20 protein-coding genes are annotated in these 22,907 nt (G+C 55.9%); 6 read left to right on the top strand and 14 right to left on the bottom strand.

Translation table 11 applies throughout. From position 1 onward, the window contains the following. The first annotated feature begins 49 nt into the window (after window positions 1-49). The 3 genes from V6U78_RS09490 to V6U78_RS09480 all read left to right on the top strand — a co-directional run bounded on the left by V6U78_RS09490 (window position 50) and on the right by V6U78_RS09480 (window position 3,934). Window positions 50-1,729, top strand: a complete 1,680-nt coding sequence (locus V6U78_RS09490; RefSeq protein ID WP_405339788.1) for an AMP-binding protein — start codon at window positions 50-52, stop codon at window positions 1,727-1,729. 244 nt (window positions 1,730-1,973) lie between these two features. Further along, window positions 1,974-2,603, top strand: a complete 630-nt coding sequence (gene upp / locus V6U78_RS09485) for a uracil phosphoribosyltransferase (RefSeq protein ID WP_405339786.1) — start codon at window positions 1,974-1,976, stop codon at window positions 2,601-2,603. A gap of 71 nt (window positions 2,604-2,674) precedes the next feature. Next, window positions 2,675-3,934, top strand: a complete 1,260-nt coding sequence (locus tag V6U78_RS09480) for a uracil-xanthine permease family protein (protein ID WP_405339784.1) — start codon at window positions 2,675-2,677, stop codon at window positions 3,932-3,934. A 176-nt stretch (window positions 3,935-4,110) separates the two neighbouring features. Here the strand turns inward: V6U78_RS09480 and V6U78_RS09475 are convergent, their stop codons facing one another. The 3 genes from V6U78_RS09475 to V6U78_RS09465 all read right to left on the bottom strand — a co-directional run bounded on the left by V6U78_RS09475 (window position 4,111) and on the right by V6U78_RS09465 (window position 8,947). Beyond that, entirely contained in the window at window positions 4,111-7,179 is a 3,069-nt protein-coding gene (locus tag V6U78_RS09475) for an efflux RND transporter permease subunit (protein WP_405339782.1), read from the bottom strand. Between the two features lie 27 nt (window positions 7,180-7,206). After that, window positions 7,207-8,295, bottom strand: coding sequence for an efflux RND transporter periplasmic adaptor subunit (locus tag V6U78_RS09470; RefSeq protein WP_405339780.1), 1,089 nt, complete (start codon window positions 8,293-8,295; stop codon window positions 7,207-7,209). A 97-nt stretch (window positions 8,296-8,392) separates the two neighbouring features. Beyond that, entirely contained in the window at window positions 8,393-8,947 is a 555-nt protein-coding gene (locus V6U78_RS09465; RefSeq protein ID WP_405339778.1) for a TetR/AcrR family transcriptional regulator, read from the bottom strand. 354 nt (window positions 8,948-9,301) lie between these two features. Here V6U78_RS09465 and V6U78_RS09460 point away from each other — a divergent pair, with 354 nt between their 5' ends. From V6U78_RS09460 to V6U78_RS09450, 3 genes are all read left to right on the top strand, one after another. Continuing rightward, a complete protein-coding gene (locus V6U78_RS09460; protein ID WP_405339776.1) occupies window positions 9,302-9,718 on the top strand; it encodes a hypothetical protein in 417 nt (138 codons plus the stop codon). A 673-nt stretch (window positions 9,719-10,391) separates the two neighbouring features. Further along, complete coding sequence (locus V6U78_RS09455) at window positions 10,392-11,858, top strand: NAD-dependent succinate-semialdehyde dehydrogenase (protein WP_405339774.1); 1,467 nt, start codon at window positions 10,392-10,394, stop codon at window positions 11,856-11,858. A 19-nt stretch (window positions 11,859-11,877) separates the two neighbouring features. Beyond that, on the top strand, window positions 11,878-12,690 hold the full coding sequence (locus V6U78_RS09450; RefSeq protein WP_405339772.1) for a class I SAM-dependent methyltransferase: 813 nt from the start codon (window positions 11,878-11,880) through the stop codon (window positions 12,688-12,690). A gap of 23 nt (window positions 12,691-12,713) precedes the next feature. Here V6U78_RS09450 and gspN read toward each other — a convergent pair whose 3' ends face one another. From gspN to gspD, 11 genes are all read right to left on the bottom strand, one after another. Further along, window positions 12,714-13,478 carry a type II secretion system protein N gene (gene gspN / locus V6U78_RS09445; RefSeq protein ID WP_405339770.1) on the bottom strand — a complete coding sequence of 255 codons (765 nt, stop codon included), beginning with the start codon at window positions 13,476-13,478 and terminating at the stop codon, window positions 12,714-12,716. A gap of 13 nt (window positions 13,479-13,491) precedes the next feature. Beyond that, window positions 13,492-13,932, bottom strand: coding sequence for a hypothetical protein (locus tag V6U78_RS09440; protein ID WP_405339768.1), 441 nt, complete (start codon window positions 13,930-13,932; stop codon window positions 13,492-13,494). Between the two features lie 16 nt (window positions 13,933-13,948). Beyond that, window positions 13,949-15,091 carry a hypothetical protein gene (locus V6U78_RS09435; protein ID WP_405339766.1) on the bottom strand — a complete coding sequence of 381 codons (1,143 nt, stop codon included), beginning with the start codon at window positions 15,089-15,091 and terminating at the stop codon, window positions 13,949-13,951. A 10-nt stretch (window positions 15,092-15,101) separates the two neighbouring features. Then, window positions 15,102-16,133 (bottom strand): type II secretion system minor pseudopilin GspK, encoded by a 1,032-nt coding sequence (gene gspK, locus V6U78_RS09430; RefSeq protein WP_405339764.1) that lies wholly within the window; start codon window positions 16,131-16,133, stop codon window positions 15,102-15,104. 35 nt (window positions 16,134-16,168) lie between these two features. Continuing rightward, entirely contained in the window at window positions 16,169-16,831 is a 663-nt protein-coding gene (gene gspJ, locus V6U78_RS09425; RefSeq protein ID WP_405339762.1) for a type II secretion system minor pseudopilin GspJ, read from the bottom strand. Next, window positions 16,831-17,220: a type II secretion system minor pseudopilin GspI gene (gene gspI / locus V6U78_RS09420; RefSeq protein WP_405339760.1), complete on the bottom strand. Its 390-nt coding sequence runs from the start codon at window positions 17,218-17,220 to the stop codon at window positions 16,831-16,833. The genes gspJ and gspI overlap by 1 nt, the downstream gene beginning before the upstream one ends. Next, a complete protein-coding gene (gene gspH / locus V6U78_RS09415) occupies window positions 17,217-17,699 on the bottom strand; it encodes a type II secretion system minor pseudopilin GspH (protein WP_405339758.1) in 483 nt (160 codons plus the stop codon). The genes gspI and gspH overlap by 4 nt, the downstream gene beginning before the upstream one ends. Before the next feature lie 10 nt (window positions 17,700-17,709). Then, window positions 17,710-18,162, bottom strand: a complete 453-nt coding sequence (gene gspG / locus V6U78_RS09410; RefSeq protein ID WP_405339756.1) for a type II secretion system major pseudopilin GspG — start codon at window positions 18,160-18,162, stop codon at window positions 17,710-17,712. 79 nt (window positions 18,163-18,241) lie between these two features. Beyond that, window positions 18,242-19,459 carry a type II secretion system inner membrane protein GspF gene (gene gspF, locus V6U78_RS09405; protein ID WP_405339754.1) on the bottom strand — a complete coding sequence of 406 codons (1,218 nt, stop codon included), beginning with the start codon at window positions 19,457-19,459 and terminating at the stop codon, window positions 18,242-18,244. A 28-nt stretch (window positions 19,460-19,487) separates the two neighbouring features. Then, entirely contained in the window at window positions 19,488-20,951 is a 1,464-nt protein-coding gene (gene gspE / locus V6U78_RS09400) for a type II secretion system ATPase GspE (RefSeq protein ID WP_405339752.1), read from the bottom strand. After that, window positions 20,948-22,888: a type II secretion system secretin GspD gene (gene gspD / locus V6U78_RS09395; RefSeq protein ID WP_405339750.1), complete on the bottom strand. Its 1,941-nt coding sequence runs from the start codon at window positions 22,886-22,888 to the stop codon at window positions 20,948-20,950. The genes gspE and gspD overlap by 4 nt, the downstream gene beginning before the upstream one ends. Window positions 22,889-22,907: the final 19 nt, after the last annotated feature.

The raw sequence follows: 22,907 nt of genomic DNA, 5'->3' as shown, positions 1-22,907 counted from the left end.
CAGATTCGCGTTCAGAACCAACACACAACAAAGATAAAAAGGTGGGTTTATGAGCAAACAAGCAAGCTATGTCAGCGGGATCAGCAATCAACCCCTGCTCGGCATGACCATTGGCGATCTTTTTGATCACACCGTGGCACAGGCTCCTGATCACGAGGCACTGGTCTCACGCCATCAGCAGCAGCGCTTTACTTATCGCCAGCTTCAGGCTGAGGTGGATCGCTGCGCACGCGGACTGATGCAGCTTGGCGTGCGCAAGGGCGATCGAGTCGGCATCTGGGCTCCCAATTGTAGCCAGTGGTGTATCACCCAGTTCGCCACAGCCAAGATAGGTGCGATTTTGGTCAACATCAATCCCAGTTACCGCACCCATGAATTGGAGTATGCCCTCCAGCAATCTGGCACCAGCACGCTGATTTTTCAAAATCAGTTCAAACAATCCGACTACACACAGATGTTGTGTGAACTGATGCCTGAAATCCACACCTGTCATGCAGCAGAGTTTCAATCCGCCCGCCTACCTGCACTCAAACATCTGGTCTCGCTTGACCCCAGCCCACAGCTTTCTGGGCTTATCAGCTGGGCCGACTTGCTGGCAAGGGCAGACGGCATCACACCCGCCGCCCTCCAAGAAAGACAAGCCAGCTTGCAATTCGATGATCCGATCAACATACAGTACACCTCCGGCACCACCGGCGCCCCCAAAGGGGCCACCCTCTCGCATCACAATATTCTCAATAATGGCTATTTTGTTGGCGAAGGCATGCGCTTGACCCATCAAGATCGCATGGTGATTCCTGTCCCGCTGTATCACTGCTTTGGCATGGTGATGGGCAATCTTGGCTGTGTGACGCACGGCGCAACGATGATCTACCCCAATGATGGCTTTGATGCCGAACTGACCCTGCGCACCGTAGAAGAAGAACGCGCAACCTGCCTCTATGGCGTCCCCACCATGTTTATCGCCGAGCTGGCGCACCCTGATTTTGCGCGCTTTGATCTCTCCAGTCTGCGCACTGGCATTATGGCAGGCTCTAACTGCCCGATTGAGGTGATGAAAAAGGTCATCGAGCAGATGCATATGCGCGATGTCACCATCTGCTACGGCATGACAGAAACCAGCCCTGTGAGCTTTCAAACCCAAATGGATGCCCCGCTTGAAAAACGAGTCGCCACCGTAGGGACGATCCACCCCCATTTGGAAGTCAAGCTGGTGGATCCCGGCAGCGGTCAAGTTGTCCCGCGCGGCGAGAAGGGCGAACTTTGCACCCGCGGCTATAGCGTGATGCTGGGCTATTGGAATAATCCGCAGGCCACCGAGCAGGCGCTGGTCAACGGCTGGATGCATACAGGCGATCTGGCCACAATGGATGAAGAGGGCTATGTCGCCATCACCGGCAGGATCAAGGATATGATTATTCGCGGCGGTGAGAATATCTACCCACGTGAGCTAGAAGAGTTCTTCTACACCCATCCAGCTATTGCCGATGTGCAGGTCATCGGTGTTCCTGATGCCAAGTATGGTGAAGAAGTCATGGCCTGGATCAAGCTGCGAGATGGGCAGACCTTAGATGAAGCTGACTTGCGTGCTTTTTGTCAGGGCAAGATCGCCCATTACAAGATTCCACGCTATTTTAAATTCACCCATGCCTTCCCGATGACGGTCACCGGCAAGATCCAGAAGTTTAAAATGCGCGATCAAAGCATCGAAGAACTCGGACTGGCCTAGAATCACAAGCCAGAACCTCATCTGCTGGCAGCGTGCGACCGCTTTGAACCGCCGTCGCCGCTGCCTGTTGATCTTTCTTCTACAGCCTCTTGAGCCTCTTGCTCGACTCAAAAACAACGCAAAAAAAGCCCACTCAGCAGGCGCGCGCGGTTTTGTGTGACTAAAATCACATCAGTGTTTGTTCTTGCGCCTTTTTCGCAGGATAATACTTAAGTCTTTAACCGCCACTGCAATTGAGGTTTTTATGGGTTTACACGTCATCCAGCACCCTTTAGTTCAACACAAACTCGGGTTGATGCGCGCCGAGCACATCAGCACCAAGAGTTTTCGCGAGCTTGCCAATGAACTTGGCAATCTGCTCACCTATGAAGCCACTCAGGATCTGGCTTTAGAAGTTGAAACCATCACAAGCTGGAGTGGTGATTCAATTGATGTGGCGCGTCTGAAAGGAAAAAAGATCACCGCTGTGCCTATCTTACGGGCCGGCATCGGTATGCTGGATGGCATGCTGCGCCTGATTCCAAGCGCCAAGGTCAGCGTGGTCGGTCTTTATCGTGATGAAGAAACACTGGAACCTGTTTCCTATTTTGAGAAGTTTGCAGGGCGTTTAGACGAGCGTATTGCACTGGTCTTGGATCCCATGCTTGCGACAGGCGGTTCGATGGTCGCGACCCTGGATCTGCTGAAAAAACACGGCTGTAGCCAGATTAAAATCCTGGTGCTGGTGGCCGCGCCTGAGGGCGTCAAGAAGGTGCTGGATGCCCACCCTGATGCAGAGATCTACACCGCCTCACTGGATGATTGCCTCAACGAGCAAGGTTATATCCTGCCCGGTCTTGGCGATGCAGGCGATAAGATCTTCGGTACCCGCTAAGTTCTGTACCAGCATCTCGCTCTCGGCGCGGGGTGCTGGTGATCCTTCACCTGCTTCTGAGTCTCTCCTCTATGCCCTCTTATTCAACTGATACGCCCTTTTGGAATCTGCGTAACCTGCTCGCGGGCGCGCAGATGCTGTTTGTTGCCTTTGGTGCCCTGGTTCTTGTACCGCTACTGACGGGGCTGGACCCGAGCGTGGCTTTATTTAGCGCGGGTTTGGGCACGCTGGTCTTTCATAGCGTCACCAAAAACAAGGTGCCGGTCTTTTTGGCCAGCTCCTTTGCTTTTATTGCACCGATTCAATTCAGCGTACAGCAGTGGGGCGTACCGGCGACCCTCTCTGGCCTGATGGCAGCAGGTTTTGCCTATGTCGTGCTGAGCCAGCTGGTGCGCATCTACGGCGCTGACTTCTTGCAACGCCTGCTGCCAGCTATCGTGGTGGGTCCAGTGATTATGGTCATTGGCTTGGCACTGGCTCCGGTGGCCGTCAATATGGCTCAAGGCCTCTCTGGTGATGGCAGCCTGACACTCTTCCCCTATGCGCAATCGATGGCGGTGTCGATGCTGGCACTGAGCGTCACCCTGTGTCTGGCTTTGTTTGGTCGCGGCCTGCTGCGCCTGACCTCCATTCTCGGCGGGATTCTGGCCGGTTATCTGTTGGCCTTGGCTTTTGGCATGGTCGATTTCAGCCCCTTGCAAGAAGCCAGCTGGTTTGCACTGCCTCAGTTTGTCGCGCCTGAGTTTCATTGGCAGGCGATCCTGTTTATGCTGCCCGTGGCTTTAGCCCCTGCCATTGAACACCTCGGAGATATGGTGGCCATCGGTCAGATTACCGGCAAAAACTACATTAAAAAGCCGGGGCTGCATCGCACACTGCTTGGGGATGGACTGGCCACCTCAACTGCGGCAGCCTTTGGTGGTCCACCCAACACCACCTATTCAGAAGTCACCGGCGCAGTGATGCTAACCCGTAGCTTTAACCCCAAGATTATGCTCTGGGCTGCACTGGTGGCGATCACGCTGGCGTTTGTCGGCAAGCTGGGCGCACTGCTGCAAACGCTGCCCACCCCAGTTATGGGTGGCATCATGATTCTGCTCTTTGGCTCGATTGCACTGGTGGGGATGAACACCCTGAGCCGCGCCAAGCTGGACCTGACCGCACCACGCAACCTATGCATCGCCTCACTGATTCTGGTGGTCGGTATAGGCGGCCTGCATTTAGGACAAGGCCAGTGGAGCCTGCAAGGTGTTGGCCTTGCGGCGGTGATCGGCATCCTGTTGAATCTGCTGCTGCCAAGCGCACCCGCGCCAGCTACAGAAGAGCGCTAACAGAAGAGCACTAAAAGCGCTGCGCATTTCAGATCGATCTAGATGAAAAAAGGGAGCCTGAACTAGGCTCCCTTTTTCTCTCCTACTCTTGGCTTTTATCGCGCTGATCAGATCAGCACTGATGCACGAGGCTTCACTGATTCTTGCTCACTGGCTCTTGCGCACTGAGGCGCAGATCACTCATTCGCACCCTCAACCTGACCAGCTTCAGGAATAAAGCTCAGATAGAGCAGCGGAACGGCCACCAGCGTCAACAGGGTCGCAAAGGCCAGACCAGCCATAATGGTCACCGCCATGCTGGCAAAGAAGGCATCAAAAAGCAGCGGCAGCATACCCAGCAAGGTGGTGCCTGCGGCCAAAAAGACAGGACGCAAACGGCTCACGCTGGCTTGTAACAGGTCTTCACGCCCACCGGCTCCGCCTTGTCGCTGCTGATCGATTTCATCCACCAGCACGATGGCATTTTTGAGCAGCATCCCTGAAAGGCTCAAGAAACCCAGCAAGGACAAGAAGCCAAAGGGCTGACCAGAGAGCAGCAGACCCAGCACCACACCCACTGTTGCCATCGGGACCACCAGCCACACCACCAGTGCCTGTTTAACCCGCCCAAAGAGCAGCAGTGTAATCACAAACATCGCCAAGAAGCTGACCGGCAGCTGTACACCCAAGGCTTTTTTGGCATCCGAGGAGGACTCCTGCTCACCGCCCCACTCCACTTGATAGCCAGTCGGTAAATCCATCTGCTCAACCAATGCACGCACACGCAAATAAGCCTGATGGGTGCTAACATCCAGCGCGGGTTCAGCCTGCACGGTCAAGGTACGCAGGCGGTTACGGCGATGGATGCGCGACTCTTCTGCCACCAGATCAAAGCGCTCAACGATCTGATCCATCGGCACATAGGCCTTTTCAACAGGGCTCCAGATCTGCCGCTCGGCCAAGCGACTCAAATCAAGACGTTCTTCTTGAGTCAGCCGCGCAATAATCGGCAAGCGCTCCACCCCCTCGCGATACTGACCGACGGACAAGCCTTCTGTAGCAAAGCGCAGCGCCTGAGCTAAATCCGAGCGACTAATCCCAGCAAAACGGGCACGATCCTCAAGCATCACCGGATGCAGCACCAGCTCTTGCTCCATCCAGTTATGGCGCACATCACGCAAGGCAGGCTCATTCAGTAGTTGCGAGGTCAAGCTCTCACCCAGTTCACGCAGCTTTTGCATATCCGGCCCAGAAAAGCGCACTTCAATACTGGCATCTGCGCCCGGACCAAAGACCAGACGCTCAAAGCGCACCTGCCCTTGCAAATCACTCTGCGTTTCAAAGCGGCTTTGCAAACGGCTGATCAGCGGATTAATCGCCTCCAACTGCGCGACACGCACGATCAGCTCGGCATAGGCTGGATCTGGCTGCTCGGGGTTATAGGTCAGCATAAAGCGACTGGCGCCTTGACCGATAAAGCTACTGACACTCACCACCTGCTCATCCTGCAAAATCTGCTCTTCCATCCACGCGACATCTCTGGAAGTGGCGCGAATATCTGACCCTTGGGGTAGCTGATAATGCACATAAAAAAGCGGTGTATTGGCATCCGGAAAGAAGGCCTGACGCACCCAGGTGAAGCCATAAAAGCTGCTTAAAGTCAGCGCAAACAAGAGCACCAAGGTGGTACGACGGCGCGCGATCAGCTTCACCAGCAGACCACGGTAGAGCTGATAGCTGCGTCCTGCATAGGGATCAGCCACCGTCTCAGATGTGGCCCCAGCCTGACGACCCAGCAGATAAAAACCCAGCAAAGGCGTCACGGTCACGGCCAACAACCAGCTTAATGCCAACGAGATGGCAATCACCTGGAACAGGGAGAACAAAAACTCACCGGTAATATCCGAAGACAAGCCAATGCCTGCAAACGCCAGCACACCGATCGCCGTCGCGCCCAGCAAAGGCATCTTGGTACGACTGACGGCTTCTTCAGCGGCCTCTAGAGGGCGCATTTTCTTTTGGATATTCATTAACATGCCTTCGGCGACAACGATGGCATTATCAACCAGCATCCCCATAGCAATAATGAGCGCTCCCAGCGAAACCCTTTCCATTTCGATACTGAGTAAACGCATAAACAACAGGGTGCCCAGTACCGTCAGCAGCAGCGTGCTGCCCACCACCAAGCCAACGCGCCACCCCATAAACAGGCACAACACCAGAATCACTATGCTGACCGAGGCCGCCAGATTCAACAAAAAGTCCTTAATCGATTGATCCACTATCTGGTGCTGCTGATAAACCGGATTCAGCTCAACACCAAGTGGCAGGCGATCACCCAGGCTGGCCAGATGGGCTTCGATGGCCTGTCCGACATCCACAATATTGGCATTGGCTAGGCCTGCAATCGCCAGAGAAAACGCGGGTTCACCATTAAAGCGAATCAGCTGCTGGGGATGCTCACTCGGCAGACGCTGAACCTGCGCCAGATCACGCAAACGCAACTGCTGCGTGCCACCAGGAGGCCCCACGCGTAATTCTTCCAAAGTAGTAATCGAATCCAAGCCAGGCGGCACCACCAAACGCAGATGCTGATCGCCGACACGCTGCGCACCCGCCTGTTCGACCGAGTTCTCACGCGGTAAGGCCGCCAGCAGCATTTCAACAGGCAGACCCAAACGGGTTAAGCGTTGATGCGAGACATCAAGATAGAAGACTTCTTCAGGCTCACCTGCGGTATCTACACGCGCCACGCCCGGAACAGTCAGCAGTTCACGGCGCAAAAAGCGCGCTAATTCACGACGCTCATAGTCACTAAAGCCTTCGGCTGTCACCGCATAGAAGATGCCAAACACATCGCCAAAATCATCCACCACCCGCGAGGGATAAACACTGCGCGGCAAGGCCGACTGCGCATCAGAGACACGACGTCGCAACTCATCCCACACCTGCGGCAAGGCATCAGTGGTATAGCGATCTTCGATCACCACCGTGATTTCTGAACGCCCCGGCATCGAGCGCGAGGTGATATGCCGCAGCTGGGGCAGCTGCTGAATAGCCGACTCGATATGCTCGGTCACTTCTTCCTCGACCTCCTGGGCTGTTGCTCCAGGATAGAGGGTGACGACCAAGGCTTTTTTAATCGCAAAATTCGGATCCTCCAAACGCCCCAAGGTCATCAGCGCCCAGATGCCGCCCAAAAAACACACCAATACCAACAGCCAGGTGGCGAGAGGTTTTTCAATAGATAGTCGTGCCCAGTTCATTCTTGACTCCCTGCCTCTGCACCAGGCCTAGTTAAACTGCTCAAAAGGACGCACGCGCATACCTTCTTGTAAACGACTGACACCCGAAGTGACCACCTGCTCACCGGGCTCGACACCCGAAATCAAGCGCACTCGCTCTCCAGTCAGCTGCCCGACACGCACCAGACGACGACTGACTTGGCGCGAATCTGGCTGGAAGATCCACACATACACCTGACCATCTGGCTGAGTTTGTAACGAAGAGGCCGGCAGAGTCAGTTCCTGCTGTTCCAAGACGGCTTGGCTATGCACCACCACACTGACAGTCCGGCCTGGCAGCAGATCGGGGCTGGCTTGGCGCGGGAAACCCAGAGTCACGCGGTAGGTCTGTGCAATCGGATCTGGCTCAGTAACATGCTCGCGATACTCTAGATCAATACGCTGCTCTGGCTGATCTGCAGCTTGTAAAGAAGCAGGGACAATCAGCTCGGCGGCAAAATGTTCAGCCTGATCGATACGACCGATCAAGTCCTCAGGAATACTGATATGCACACGCAGCTCGGTGACATCCTGCACGCGCACCACCGGATGCCCCGAAGAAACCAGGTTGTAGTTCTCAGCCAAGCGCCGTGCGACCAAAGCATCAAAGGGGGCTTCAATACGCGTCAGCTCAACATTGCGCCGCGCCACCTCAAGACCCACCTCAGCCAAACGCAGCTGATCCTGCGCTTCTTCATAAACGGCACGCGGAATCGCACTATTACCCAGCAAGGCCCGCTTGCGCTCTTCATCACGACGCGCTTGATCTAGCTGAATTTCGGCACGACGCAATGCCAGTTGATAATCTGTGGGATCTAAAGCCGCCACCAGTTGGCCACGTGGAATCACCTGACCGGGCGTAATCGGAAGTTGATGGATTTGCCCCGCCACTTGAAAAGCCAGATCCACACTGCTGATAGCATCAACACGGCCGACAAAACGACGACTTTCTTGCAGCTGATACTCACCGAGTGTTTCCAAGCGCACACTGGAGACGCGCTCTGTACTGGCCTGTGCATGACTCATCAACGCAGCACCACACAACAGCAGCCAGAAAAGAACACGGGAAGAGGACGAGGTGACGGGCCTATGCAGCATGGGTGCTTCTCCTTGGAATCCATCAGCAAAACCAACAAACAATCAAAAGGCCCTGCCTCAGCACACCAGGCTGAAGCAGAGCCGTCACGACCACACCTTACTGAGCTTGGCCTTTTTCGAGCAGATAAGCAAAGATCTCTTCTTTACGTTCTTGCGTAAAGGGCTGAATCCCCAAAAGCTCTAACAACTGCATACCTTCAGCGGCCAGCCACATGATTTCCGCCTCTGGATTGTCTGCATTCTCAGCAGCCATCAGCTGATAGCGCTCTGTCAGCACTTCACGCAAGGGCTTCAATAGATCCGGCTTTTGCGCCACACCAGTCAGAATCGCCATCGGAATCTGTGGACTAATATCATTGATACCTTGTGCGACCTTTAAATTCGCAATCAAAGCAGCCTTAGGATGCCCTTGCGCCTCTTCCAGAGACTGCGCATGCAAACCTGAGGTGGTACGAATCAAACGGCTCAGCATCCCTTCAATCAGCGCCGTTTTGCTTGGGAAGTTATACAGCACTCCGCCTTTCGTGAGACCCGCTTCCTTCGCGACCGAATCTAAACTGACCTTACCTGGCCCCAGGTTCTTGGCAACACGCTCGGCGGCATCCAGGGTAATCTCACTCGAGTTATTGCTGCGCTGTTTACGCTGACTCATCAGAAAAACCTCATATATCAATGGATAAGATCTAAAAACAACCAGCAACCCTGCCGAAAATCCTCAGCAGGCACACTTATGGCGGGCCTGCTCAGGACTCTTGTCTAGACCAACAGTTATCTTATACAAGAGCTACACGCACAGTATACTCAAAAGTCTACTTTTTGGCGACGCTTATTATCTATATCTTTTGGTTTAGCTTCTAGACCTATTCGTTTCTAAACCTGTTTGTTTCTAGACCTTAAAGAAAGATAGAGAGATTTTTTCTGTGCACGCAGTCTTGTCATAAAACTACAAGATGCATTATACTTTCGTCTATTGATTTTGGGCTACCCGCCCTCGGAGACGTTCACCATGCTGAATACCCATCAGCTCGAAGAATTACTGCTCAGCCCGCATCCTTTAGAGCGCTATTGGGCAACGCATCTCAATGCCAGTTCCAACAGCTGGGAAACGATTTACGCCCAGCATCCACATCTGGCCTTTTTGCTCGCGCAGAATCCTCATATTCCTGTTGCTCTGGCCGATCAGCTGGCTGAACACCGCAACCCCAAAGTACGTTTGATGGTGGCACGTCATCCACAACTGAGCCAACAGAGTCTCGAAGCCTTGGCCCAGGATGATGAAGCGGCCATCCGTTTACAGATCGCCAAGCGCGACGATCTGCCTGCTTATTTAATCGAAGGATTAGAGCAGGATCCTGATGCAGCGATTCACACTGCATTGCGACGCTACCAGCAGCCTCACTTGCAGCAGGTCGTCGATTTTTAGTTTTTTGGCCAACGCCTGTTTCTCTATGCACTCGCGTAACGGGCCAGGGCCAAGGTGTCACTCAGCAGTCCTTTTTCTTATCGTCAATCACTCGATGGGGTTTCCATCAGAGCAGCTTATCAGCTGCTCTTTTTTTTGCCTGTCGATCAGGCTTGCACTGACTCACCCACAGGCAAAACAGCCTGCACAATAAGCTGTAAAAAAGGCGCTCTTCGCCCACAAAAAAGAGATCATCCGCCCGAGCAGTTATGCACAAAGTCTGTGGATAAAACTGTGAGTAAACCCTGATCAAGCCGCGCTCAGCCCCATTAAAACTAGCTTGATGACAAATTGGCTAAAAAGACACCAACTCTCTTCAGCGCGCCGAGGCCTGAATAGCGCAAGAGGCAGACTCAAAAACAACTCATTGTTTTTAATAGATTTTTATAAATACCTCTTGTCAAGGTGTTGACTTTTTTTGCTCGCCCGTTCCGCTTAGAGAAGAGCAAGGCTGCAGGTTATCAACAAGCTCAGTGGCAAGATGTCGCAAAATTCAAGCTGATTTTCAGGCTGTGGACACTTGACAGTATTTTTTTCACTCGTTCTCTGTTGGCCGAGGCTGAAGTCGACTGGTATGCTGCTGCGCAAAAGATGGATTTCTCCTCCCTCCCTTCCTGCACAAGAGGATGCCAACATGACTTCTCCTTCGTCTTCATTCGCACTTAAAGATCCCAGCTTATTACGCACCCAAGCCAAAATTGGCGCTCAATGGATTGACTCAGCCACCCGCTATGCGGTCATCAATCCTGCAACCGGCATCGAGCTGGCTCAGGTACCTAATCTCGATCATACAGCTACTGAGGAAGCGATTCACGCCGCACACACGGCCCAGGATGCGTGGAAGCAGCGCACCGCGAAGGAGCGCGCAGATCTTCTTAAACGCTGGTTTGCACTGCTGATCGAGCATCAAGAAGACCTCGCTCGCATCATGACACTGGAGCAAGGCAAGCCCCTGAAAGAAGCCCGAGGTGAAGTCAGCTATGCGGCTTCGTTTATCGAGTGGTTTGCAGAACAGGCCAAGCGCGTTCAGGGTGAAATCCTTCCAGGCCCTCAGGCTGATAAGCGCTTAATGGTATTGCAACAGCCAGTGGGCGTGGTCGCCGCGATTACACCTTGGAACTTCCCTGCCGCGATGATCACGCGCAAGGCTGCTCCCGCTCTTGCCGCTGGCTGCACACTGGTGATCAAGCCCGCACCGCAGACGCCACTCACCGCCCTCGCTCTGATGGAACTGGCGGATCGTGCCGGCTTCCCTCCGGGGGTGCTGAATGTCATCACGGCGGATAGCGAGGCCGCCAAGCAGGTTGGTGCCACCCTCTGTGCCAGCCCCCTGGTGCGTAAGCTCTCTTTTACTGGCTCCACCTCTGTGGGGATTCAGCTGATGGAGCAGTGTGCACCCACGCTGAAAAAACTGTCGTTGGAACTGGGTGGCAACGCTCCGTTTATTGTGTTTGATGATGCCGATCTGGACGCTGCTGTCGAGGGTGCCCTGATCGCCAAGTATCGCAATGCAGGGCAAACCTGTGTCTGTGCCAATCGCTTCTATATTCAATCCGGCGTCTATGAAGCCTTTGCAAAGAAGTTTGCCACCGCCGTGGCTCAGCTGAAAGTCGGCGATGGACTCGATCCAGAGACAGATCTTGGCCCGTTGATCAACCAGCAGGCTGTTGACAAGGTGAATGACCATCTTGAGGATGCCTTGGCACAAGGCGCACAAATCTATAACACCCCAGCCAGCTGCCGCGCGCCTTTTATGGCACCGGTGATTCTGACCGAGGCTCAGTCCACCATGCGTGTTGCGCGTGAAGAAACCTTTGGCCCCCTCGCCCCCTTGTTTCGTTTTGATGATGAAACAGAAGTCATTGCACTGGCCAACGCGACCGAATTTGGACTGGCGGCCTACTTTTACGCCCGCGATCTCAGTCGTGTTTGGCGCGTGGCCGAGGCCTTAGAATATGGTATGGTCGGCATCAATACGGGATTGATCTCCAATGAAATCGCTCCCTTTGGCGGGATCAAATCTTCAGGTTTAGGCCGTGAAGGTTCAACGCATGGCATCGATGAATACTTAGAAATGAAGTATCTCTGCCTCAGCATCTGATCAGCACAAGGATAAAAAGATGAACAGCCACTATGCCGATGCCCATCTGCCGCAGCGCTTGCATGAGGCGCTGGAAGCCGAAGGTCTGAACCCTCATCAACTAACACTGGATGATCTGGCGCCACTGGATCAGTTACATGTGGGAGGACGGCGGGCGACCCGCCAGCTGATTGAGGCAGTTGGGCTCAGCGGACCGGCCCAGGTGCTCGATCTGGGCTGTGGTACAGGTGGCAGCAGTCGCCTGCTCGCCCATGAGTATGGCTGCCAAACACTCGGGGTGGATATCACACCTGAGTTTATTCAGGTGGCAACCCGTTTAACACTGGCGACAGGCTTGGCCCAAGCCTGTTCTTTTTTATGCGCGGATGCAGCCCAACTGCCGCTGGCCGAAGCCAGTTTTGACTATGTGCTCTGTCAGCACAGCCTGCTCAATATGCCCGATCTGACCTCTGTACTGGCAGAAATTCACCGTCTGCTCAAGCCAGGCGGCCAACTGCTGTTGCATGAGGTTGTGCAGGGTGAGAACACCGAACCCCTGTTGCTGCCTGTCCCTTGGGCGCGTCAAGCTGAGCAGAGCCATCTGCTGACACCCGAAGCCCTCTATCAGCGGCTGCTGCAAGCTGGGCTGGTGCAGGATTATCATCAAGATATCAGTGCTGCGGCGACGGCTTGGCGCAGCAAGCACGCGCAACGCGAGGCTCGCGGTCAGGCCGGTATCCTGACTCCGCAGCTGATTTTTGGGGCTGATTTTGTGCAGATGGGGCGCAATCTGGCGGAGAATCTGCGCTCTGGGCGGGTCAGGCTGATTGCCGCCGCCTGGCATCGCCCCTGAAGCTCAGCAGAACCAGCGGATCGTTACCAACGTCCGCTGGCACGTCCCTGAAAGCCCTGCTCCAAACCTGGCGTTTGACTGGGAACACTGCGCCAGCGTAATAAGCCCATCCAGCTCAGCAACGGACTGGTGGCATCCAGATCCGCCTGCCCCTGAAAACGCCATTGCTGCGCCAGCACGCTGCCTTCCAAGGTGAGGCGATGCTGATCCTCAACCGCACGCAGCTGCCAGTGCAGCTCTTGCACATCCGCGCAATCGGCTTCAAAAAACACCGCGCCCAGATCCAACTGCACAGGCGCCAGCAGCTGCAACTCACCCTGCCAATGTCCCTCTAGCCCAACACAACTGGCCTGCCGCCAATTGGCCTGCAACGCCAAGTGACCATTCAGCCGACCAGCCAGATCCAGCCCTGCTCCCTGAGGCAGCGCACGCAGATCACCCGCGCTCACACCAAGATCCACACGGCCCCAAGGTGTGGCACTCAGCTGGGCTTGCCAAGCCGCCTCCTCACCAAGCGTGACCTCAAAGCGCGGCTTCAGCAGCACCAAGGACAGCAGCGACCAGCGCCAGCCAAGCTGATCAAGACGCCACTCATGCCAATGCAGCTGCTCAATACTACCTTGGCCGAGATGCCCTGTGACGCCAACAAAGCGTAATTCAGGCCAGCGGCTTTCAAGTTGATGGGTGATCCACACCGCTGGGGTTTGGTAGACCAGCGCCAAGAGAAAAAAAACGCTCAGCAGTATCCCGCTCAGGCTCACCCAGAGGGCTTTTTTGATTCGCTTCATCCATCCGCTCCTGTTATGGAAAGGCCACCAGCTGCACGCGCACTTGCAGAGGCTGACCCTCTAAGGCGACACTGGTCCACAACCATCCCTGCTGCTGCGCCCAGCTCAGCAGCGCTTCGACCTGCCGTGGCCCTTGCACCTGACCAGATACCTGCCAACCACCATCCTGCTCAAGCACCTGGGTCTCACGCCAACCTTGTTCACGCAGCAGCAAGCGCCAGCGATCCGCTGTCATCGGCTGCACGGGGCGGAGATGGCGCTGTGCCTGCTCAACCAATAAGTCCAGCGCCTGCGGCGAGGCATCTAGGGTATGACTGGTTGGAGGCCAGCGCAGATTCAGCTGCCCCACCAGCAGATACAACACCAGCAGCAGGGCGAGCGGCCCACCCCAGCGCAACAAGGCCTGCTCACGCGGTGCGCGCTGCTGCCAGAATTCCTGCCACACTCTTAACATTGCCTACCTCTTGCGATCATTCAAAGTGCCACTGACCTTGCGCCTGCTGTCCATCAAACTGCCAGATGCCACCCCAGGCCTCGACATCAGCACGCTGCGCTTCTTCGACCCCCTCTAGGCGAAGCTGTAATCCCGTCGCATCCGCTTGCCAAGCCACCAAGCGCCAACTGGGTTGCTGTGCGAGTTGCTGCGCGATGGGCTCCCAGAGGCTCAAGGCTTGATGCTGGCGTTCTCGCAGCTGCTGTACGGCTTCTAGGCGCTGCTGTAAATCAAGACGGGCCTGCTCCGGCGTTCTCATCGAGACATCCAGCAAGGGAGCCAAGGGGGTACGCCAATCCTGCGCAGGCACAATCGCCGCCGTAGCCCAAGGCCAAAGGCAGGCGGCCACCAACCAAGGGGCGAGCGGCCTGATTTTTTGCCAAGGCCAAGAACGGCCTGGCTGACGCCATAGTGCACCCAAGCCTGGTCGCCATAAGCGAAACAAACGCCGAGGCAAGGCCGCATCCAGAGCGGACCAGCTCTGCTGATCCAGCAGCTGTGTCTCAATGGGTGGCTCGGCCTCCAGCGCACGCAAAAAGCCAGCTTGCTGGGCTAATAAGGACTCACACTCAGCAGGAAAAGAAATCGCGGCTTCGGGCTGGCCCGTCACCAAAAAACGCCGCTGACCCCATTCAATACGCCAAGGCGACCTCGCGCCCAGTGATTGATGCCAATGGCTTAAAGCCAGCGACATGGGCAAGGCCCCCTGAATGCGCAGCTCCAACGCATCCAGACGCTCTTGCCAAGCTTGCCGCTGCTCTCGTGACCAGCTCAGCAATAAGATTTCTCGCCCCTGACGCTGCCAAACATGATGTTCAAGGGCTTCCAGCGGCTCAGCGAGTTCATCTTCGATCAACAAGGGCGCTTCCTGCGGCTTGACGCCGGGCGGCAGGGCCAGCCGATCGACGCGCACGGCCTTTAGATCAAGCAGCACAAAGGTTGGCCAAGCCGACACCCTAGGCCCTCGGTCATGAAGATCGGCCAGATCCAGCGGCTGCAAGCGGCCAGCCTGCGCAACCCAGAGCTGGTCTTCTGCCGCCTCCTGCCCCAGATAGAGCAGATAATGGGGCTGATGCTGCTGTGTTCTTAGTGCCGGCCGCAGCCAGCGATGACTGAACATACTGCTTTCCTCATTCAACAACCTGATCGACCAAACTCCGTCGCCCATCCACTGGCCCCCAACGGCGCGCATAAATCCGCGTTTCCGCCTGAGGACTCAGATAGAGATCCACTTCAAAAATCAGATCAATATCATGCAGTTGCATCTCTATTTGTAAACGATAAAAATCACTGACCAGCATCAAGCGCCCGCTGACACGACTCTTCCACTGAGGGTCCTGAGCGGCTGCCGTGTTCAGCGCTGTCCAAAAATCATCCAAGCTGGTGTAGCCCACATCTGGGCGCTCACTCCACCAGCTCTGGAGTTCAACCCAGCTGACCTGCCCTTCCATAACCGACCAGAGCAGAAATAAATCCGCCTCGGCCAGATTATTGACATTCAGGCGCAGCGCGCTTGAAGGCAGCTGACAGAGACTGGCAGGTAACTGCGCCAGACGCTCGCGCGAGGCCGGCCAGATCAGATTCAGCTCGGATAGATCGGCCAGCGGCTGGTTGGCCGCTACCCGCGCAGGCTCCGCCATCAGATACTGCCCTGTCTCCGCGCCCCACTCCAGCACTTGGCTATCGGCATCCACCCAATCGCGCACACGATCTAAAAACACCTCCGGCGACCAATCCAGCTGCCAGGCCTCCTGTTGTCGCAGCTGCTCCAAGTACAAGCGCCAAGGCAGCAGCTCGGGCAGATCAGCACTGGCCGCATCACTGGTGATACCCGCCAGATGATTCAGATTCATACAGGTGCGCAGATCCTTCACCTGCAAACTCAACAGGCCTTCATCAACCGGATAGGCCAGAGGCTCGCCCCGCAAGGTGGCCCACCAGCGCGGCTGCTCTCGTAGACGGCCATCCGTTAGTACCTGACGCCCTAAGGCCTCTGCCCCCAGAAGATAACCCCAGCCCTGTTGCTGCAGCGCTTGAATTTCCATCAGCGCCAGATCCTGACGTGTCTGTTGTTGCAGCTGGACCAGGAGACTGGTGACCACCACCAAAACCAGCAAAACAGCGAGCAAAGCCACACCGCGCTGCTGGTCGGCACGCGGCATCAAACGAGAACAAGCTCTTTGGCTGGATTTGTGGATCACGGTGTTTCATCCAAAACTGGGGGACCGCGCAACACGATCCATTCAGGGAGCAAGATAGGGCGCTGATAAACCGCCTCTTGCCAAGTCAGCTGCAGACGCAGCGCACGCGGCAGCTCTTCTGGCAAATTGCGCTGCCAAGCTCCCTGATGAAAAAAGGTCCATTCCACCTCACTCACACCGTCCAGCTGATCAACCAGCTGCCAAGGCGCGGCATCAGCCAGATCGAGCCAGCCGTGACTTTCCAAACGCAGCTGCTGTTCTTCTGCCAGCCAGCGCAGACGCCAGACGCGCAGGCGAGTGGCATAGTCCTGCAAGGGCAAGACCCACTGGCCTGCACTGACCCATTGCAAGCTATCCTGCTCGACCACCAGGGCCTGCTGATGCGGACGCCCAAACTCATGCGGAAAGCGCACCACGGCCTGATTCAGCTGACGATCGACGCGCTGCACAAAGCTGACCAGTTGATCCACACCCTGAGTGCGCCTTTGCGCCAGCTGATCACGCGCATCGATCACCTGTGTCAGCAAGAAGGTCAGCGCGACACCCAAGGTGGCCAACAGAGCCAACGCAACCAGCACTTCCAGCAGTGTAAATCCCTGCTGTACGCCTTCAGTGGGGCGGTCTGGCTGACTAGCGTGGCACTTCTGCATCACCGACATTAGGGCTGCCCCACAAAACCAGAAACACGGGCCAGAGTCCGCGTGCGGGCGGCCTCCATGCCCACTTCAATATCCAGACGACGCAATCGAGGCGCGGGCGTGCCCTGCACCTCAATACGCCAATAGCAAATAAAATGGCCTTGCGGCTGCTCGCCCTCTTGCGTGCCCAGATCTGGCCACTCAGTGGCCAACTGTTGTTCGACCAAGAGACTGGCGGCGCACAAGTGGGCCACTGCACGCTGTTCGGCCTCCAGACGCAAATCTATTGCTTGCGAGACCACCTGTGTGCTGCTGGCAGCCAGAACAGCCAAAATCAACAAGGCCACCAGCACTTCGATCAGTGTCAGCCCCTGCTGCTGTGGCAGATCGACCTTCAATGCTGGGCTCATGGAGTGTCCTCGGATAACCATTCAACGCCCTGTGCGCTGAGTCTGAGCGCACGCTCAGCTTCTTGATACTGCCAATGCAAGGTCAGCGGGGTGACACTGCCATCGGGCATAAAGATCAGCTGCGGCCAGTCACCCTGTTGTGCCTTCTGATCCGATTGCCAATCAACACTGGCGCGCAGGATCATCCCATCAGGCAGTTGGCGCGTCGGCAAGGCACGACTGACATAGGCTTGCCACTCGCCCAAGGAAGTCCGCTGCGAAAAATGACTCTGCTGGGCTTGTAAATGCCAGCCAACCAAACGATGACGCTGGATCGCCAGATCGCGGGCATAGGTAAAATCCTGCGCCAGCAGACGGGCTTGCTGATCGAGTCGGCTTTGCGGGTCTTGACGCAGGCTGATCACCGCCACACCGGTCATCAGGCCAAGAATCAACAGCACCACCAGCACCTCAAGCAGCGTGAAGCCCTGTGCGCGCATGGCGGACACTTTAGAGCTGCCAGTTGCCTATTTCAGCATTGATGCCCTCACCGCCAGGGCGACCATCCGCGCCGAAGGAGAAGATATCAAAGCGGCCATGCTCTCCCGGTGAGCGATACTGGTAGGGATTGCCCCAGGGATCAAGTGGCACACGACCACGGCCTAAATAACCATCAGCACGATAGTTCTGCGGCAAGGGAGCGACTGTCGGCCGCCGGACCAGCGCTTCTAAACCTTGCTCGGTGGTCGGCGGATTAAAGTTATCCAGTCGATAGAGGGTCACGGCCTGTTCGAGACTGGCAATATCCGCCCGCGCCTTTTGTACCATTGCCCGATCCTGATTATCGAGCACATTCGGGGCCACAATCGCAATCAACAAACCAATAATGACCAGCACCACCATCACTTCAAGCAGGGTAAAGCCTGTTTGACGCAGGCGATGCGCAGGCGCAGCAGAAGACATATTCTTACTCCTTTTTTCTCTTATATCCGCTCCTGAAGGCAGGGCCGGATTCAGTCAGTCAAGGCCTCGAAAGGCAGAATCAAAAACTCAAAGCCGAATTTAACTGCATAATCGGCAGTAAAATCGCCATCACAATCGTCAGCACCACCGCCCCCATCACCAGAATCATCATCGGCTCAAAAAGCGCCAGACTCATTTCAACCTTTTGCTGGAATTCACTATCTTGTAAATCCGCTACACGCAACAGCATTTGATCCAGCTCACCACTGGCTTCACCGCTGGCCACCATATACACCATCATCGGTGGAAAGCAGCCCGCCTGCTCTAAAGCACGGTGCAAACTGCGGCCTTCTCGCACTGTCAGCGTCAGCTGATCCACCTGCTGCTGCATAAACAGGTTGCCCAGCGTTTCCCGCGCGACCTGCAAGGCCGATAACAGCGGGACACCACTGGCAGTCAAGATCGCGACCGTGCGCGCCAAACGTGCCGTATTCAAGGCACGCACCAAACGGCCGAGTGCCGGCAAGCCCAGTTGCAGCTGGTGCCAGCGTCGCGCCCGCTGCGGATCACGCAGCAACACGCGAACCAACCACAAGAGGCAGATCAAGGCCAGCCCACTGACCCAGCCCCAGTTCTGTAAAAAATCACTGACCTGAATTAATCCACGGGTAATGGCGGGCAGGGTTTGGTTGGCATGCTCAAACTGGCTGACAATCTTGGGCACCACAAAGGTCATCAAGGCCATCACAATCAACAGGGACACCAAGGTCAGCACCAGAGGATACACCAGTGCCATCTTGGCTTTTTGGCGCTGTTTCTGGCTGATTTCTAAATAGTCCGCTAAACGCAGCAGCACCTGATCCAGACAGCCGGCCTTTTCACCCGCCGCCACCAACGAGGTATAAAGGCGATCAAAGGTTTTTGGCCAGTGCTGTAGGCTCTGCGCCAAGCTATGGCCTTCCCGCACCTGAGCCCGCACGCCAAGCAGCAGACTGCGCTGACGATCACCCTCAGCTTGCCGTGCCAGCGTCTCCAAAGCCTGCTCAAGCGCCAAACCCGAAGATAAGAGCGTTGCCAGCTGACGCGTCATTAACGCCAGCTGGTCTGCACTGAGATGCCCTGAGCGTGAACGCGAGCGTGTGGCGCTACTGGCACGCGGCACGCCTGACTGAACCTGACGCGGAAACAGTCCTTGATCACGCAGGACTTGACGCGCGTGACGCTCGGATTCAGCCTCGACCACACCCTTGTGCAGCTTGCCTTGTTGATCCAGAGCCTGATAACGAAATCCTGCCATGCTGTCTTTTTTCTCCTTCGTGCACGCGCTACTGGCGTGTCACCCGCAGTAGTTCTTCCAGGCTGGTTTCTCCTGCCGCAACGCGGGCCATCCCCGCACTGAGTAAACTCGGCCAACGCTGGAAAACCCACTCGGCCATCTGCGCTTCGGCAGCACCATCATGAATCATCGCCATCAACTGGCTGTCGATTGGAATCCATTCATAGATCCCGATACGGCCTTGATAGCCCGTTTGTTGGCAAGCGGGACAGCCCTGAGGCACGCGAATATGGGTCACACCCAGCGCGGCATCACCTAGCAGCTGAGCTTCTGAAGCCAGCAGAGGACGCGGCTGCGCGCAAGCTGGGCATAAGCGTCTGACCAAACGCTGGGCCATCACGCCCTTCAAACTGGAGGCCAGCAAAAAGGGTTCAATCCCCATATCACGCAGACGAGTAATCGCCCCCAGTGCTGAATTGGTATGCAGGGTTGAGAGCACCAAATGGCCCGTTAAACTAGCTTGCACCGCTATCGAGGCCGTTTCAAGATCACGGATTTCACCAATCATCACCACATCTGGATCTTGGCGCAAAATAGCCCGCAAGCCCTTGGCAAAGGTCATGCCTGCCTTGACATTGACTGCGGTTTGGCCGATCCCCGCAATAGCATATTCCACCGGATCTTCAACGGTGAGGATATTGCGACTGGCATCATTGAGCTGGTTCAAACTGGCATAGAGGCTGGTGGTTTTTCCTGACCCTGTTGGGCCGGTAATCAGCACGATCCCGTTCGGCTGTTGCAGCAGATCACGATAGGCGCTGACGATAGGCTTGGGCATCCCCAGATCATCCAGCCCCATCAGCGCCGCATTTTTATCCAGAAGACGCATGACCACCCGCTCGCCATAGATCGAGGGCAGCGTGGAAACACGAATATCCACCTCGCGTCCGGCGGCGCGCAGGGTAATCCGTCCATCCTGAGGGTGGCGCTTTTCAGCAATATCCAGATGCGACATGACTTTAATGCGCGAGACCAGCATCGGCGCCAGCTGGCGTGGAGGACGCAGCACTTCGATCAACACGCCATCAACACGCAAGCGCACCACCAGCTGCTGCTCAAAGGTTTCGATATGGATATCCGAAGCATGACGACGCAGTGCTTCGCTGAAAAGACCATTGATCAGGCGGATAATCGGGGCCTCGTTTTCGCTGTCCATCAGGTCTTCGATCTTGGGCAGCTCATCCATCAGGCTAGCCAGATTCACCTGTTCACTGAGCCCTTCGATCAAATCTGCTGCCGCACCTGAGCCGCCCTCATAAAGACGCGCCAGCCGCTGCTCAAAAGCCGCCTTATCTAAACGCTCCAGACTGGCCGGATCACCCCAAACCCGCACGACTTCCTGCCAGGCGGCCAGGGGGGCGTCCTCACGCAGGATCAGGTGCCTCTGTCCGGCACGCAGCTCTAACGCCACACCTTGACGCTTGGCAAAACGATAGCTCAGCGCTGGATTCATGGCTGCAACTGCTCGCGACGCGAGGGCAGCACCTGCTGTAAGGTTAACCCTTGCTGGCTGTCCTGATAGGGCCAATCAGGCATCGAGTGGCGCGCCCCTGAACGCAGCAACTGGGCCGCCTGCATATAGCGGTACTTCTCACCACTGACTTGCAGCAGCGCCTCACGATCCTGCACGATGCGCGGCTGGATAAAGACCATCAAATTGCGATTTTCGCGCTGAATACTGGTGGAGCGAAACAGCGCACCTATCCAGGGCAGATCCCCCAACCACGGCACTTGGCGACGGATTTCCTGCTCATCCTCACGAATCAAGCCGCCCAGAACGATAATATCCTGATCATCGGCCATCACGGTGGTACGGATTTCGCGCTTGTTGGTAATGATGTCGCTGGCGCGCGAGGAGTCTTCGATATTGGAAACCTCCTGCTCTATCTCAAGACGCACTGAATTGCCATCGTTAATCTGCGGGCGTATCTGCAAGCGCACCCCCACCTCACGACGCTGAATCGTTTGGAAGGGATTGGTATTGTTATCGCCGATGGTTGAGCCGGTCACAAAAGGCACTTCCTGCCCGACGAGAATCGTGGCTTCAGCATTGTCCAGCGTGAGCAGGCTTGGCGTGGATAGGATATTGAAATCAGATTCAGATTGGAGCGCATTCAGCAGCGCGCCAAAGCTGAGACCACGCGAACTCAAGCGCCCCACGCCACCCGTAATACCCTGCAAACCACTTAAGGATTCCGCCAGCTCACTGGTATTGCCCGATAACAAGCTGCCAGTAACGGCATTCATCGCGCCGCCCGCATTGCCGGGGAAGTTGCTGGATATTAAGGGCATCGAGTTGCCGGATTGATCCCAGAAGAGCCACTGCACTCCCAGATCACGCGCGCGGCTTTCTGACATTTCGACAATAATCGCCTCAACCAGCACCTGAGCACGGCGGATATCCAACTGCTCAATCACCAAACGCATTTCGCGCAGCTGATCTGGCGAGCCAGCAATCACCAGAGCATTCGTCGATTCATGGGCTTGAATGGTCATACGGCGTGTTTGGCCGCTCTGCTCTTCATCCTGTACCAAGGCTTGCAAGAGCCCGACCATCTCGTTGGCCTTGGCATGACGCAGATAAAACACCTGCGTATTGGCGGAGCGCTCAACAGGCTGATCGAGATCCAGCACCAGACGCTCAACCTCTTGCCGCGTGGCAAGATCGCCCCGCACCAATAAGAGATTCAGGCGGGTATCGGCCAGGATTTCTGGCGGCTGACCACTTTGGCCTTCACGCCGCAGCAGCTGAATGAGCAGGTTCTGCATTTCTGTCGCGGCAGCATGTTCAAGCGGAATGACGCTCAGCTGATCACTGCTGGCCTGATCAATACGGCGCACCAAATGGGTTAAGCGCTCAAGATTGGTGCCCCAGTCAGTCAAAATCAGCAAGTTGGTGGGTGCATAGTGGCTAATCACCCCGATCCGCCGATCCATTAAGGGGGTCAGAATATTGACCACCTGCGCTGCATCTGAATGCTGCAGGCTGATGACCCGTGTCGCGAGCAGATCCTGACCATCAGAATTGGGGCCGCTCTCGCCTTCAACAGGAATGGATTCAAGCCGTGCGGTTTGCTCAGGTACGATCCGATAACGATTGTCGGCCAGCGGCACCAAGGCAAAGCCTTGTACACGCAACTGGGAGAGAAAAACCTGATACACCTCTTCGGCGGTTAAACGCTGCTGGCTGCGCAAGGTCACTCGGCCGCGCACACGCGGATCAACCAGATAAATATGGCCGGTAATCCGCTCGACACTGGCGATAAAATCAGCCAGTTCAACTTCCTGCATATTGACAGCAAAACGCTCGCTGGCCGCAACCTGAGTCAGCCCAGCACCCAGCAGCAAACAGCCGACCAGCAGCGTCTTTGCCAGCCAGTCTCTCAACAAGAACCGCGATCCACATGGC

It is taken from the genome of Marinospirillum alkalitolerans (assembly GCF_045055655.1).
GTDB classification, from domain to species: Bacteria; Pseudomonadota; Gammaproteobacteria; order Pseudomonadales; family Halomonadaceae; genus Marinospirillum; species Marinospirillum alkalitolerans.
This window is presented reverse-complemented; position numbering and strand designations above follow the sequence as displayed.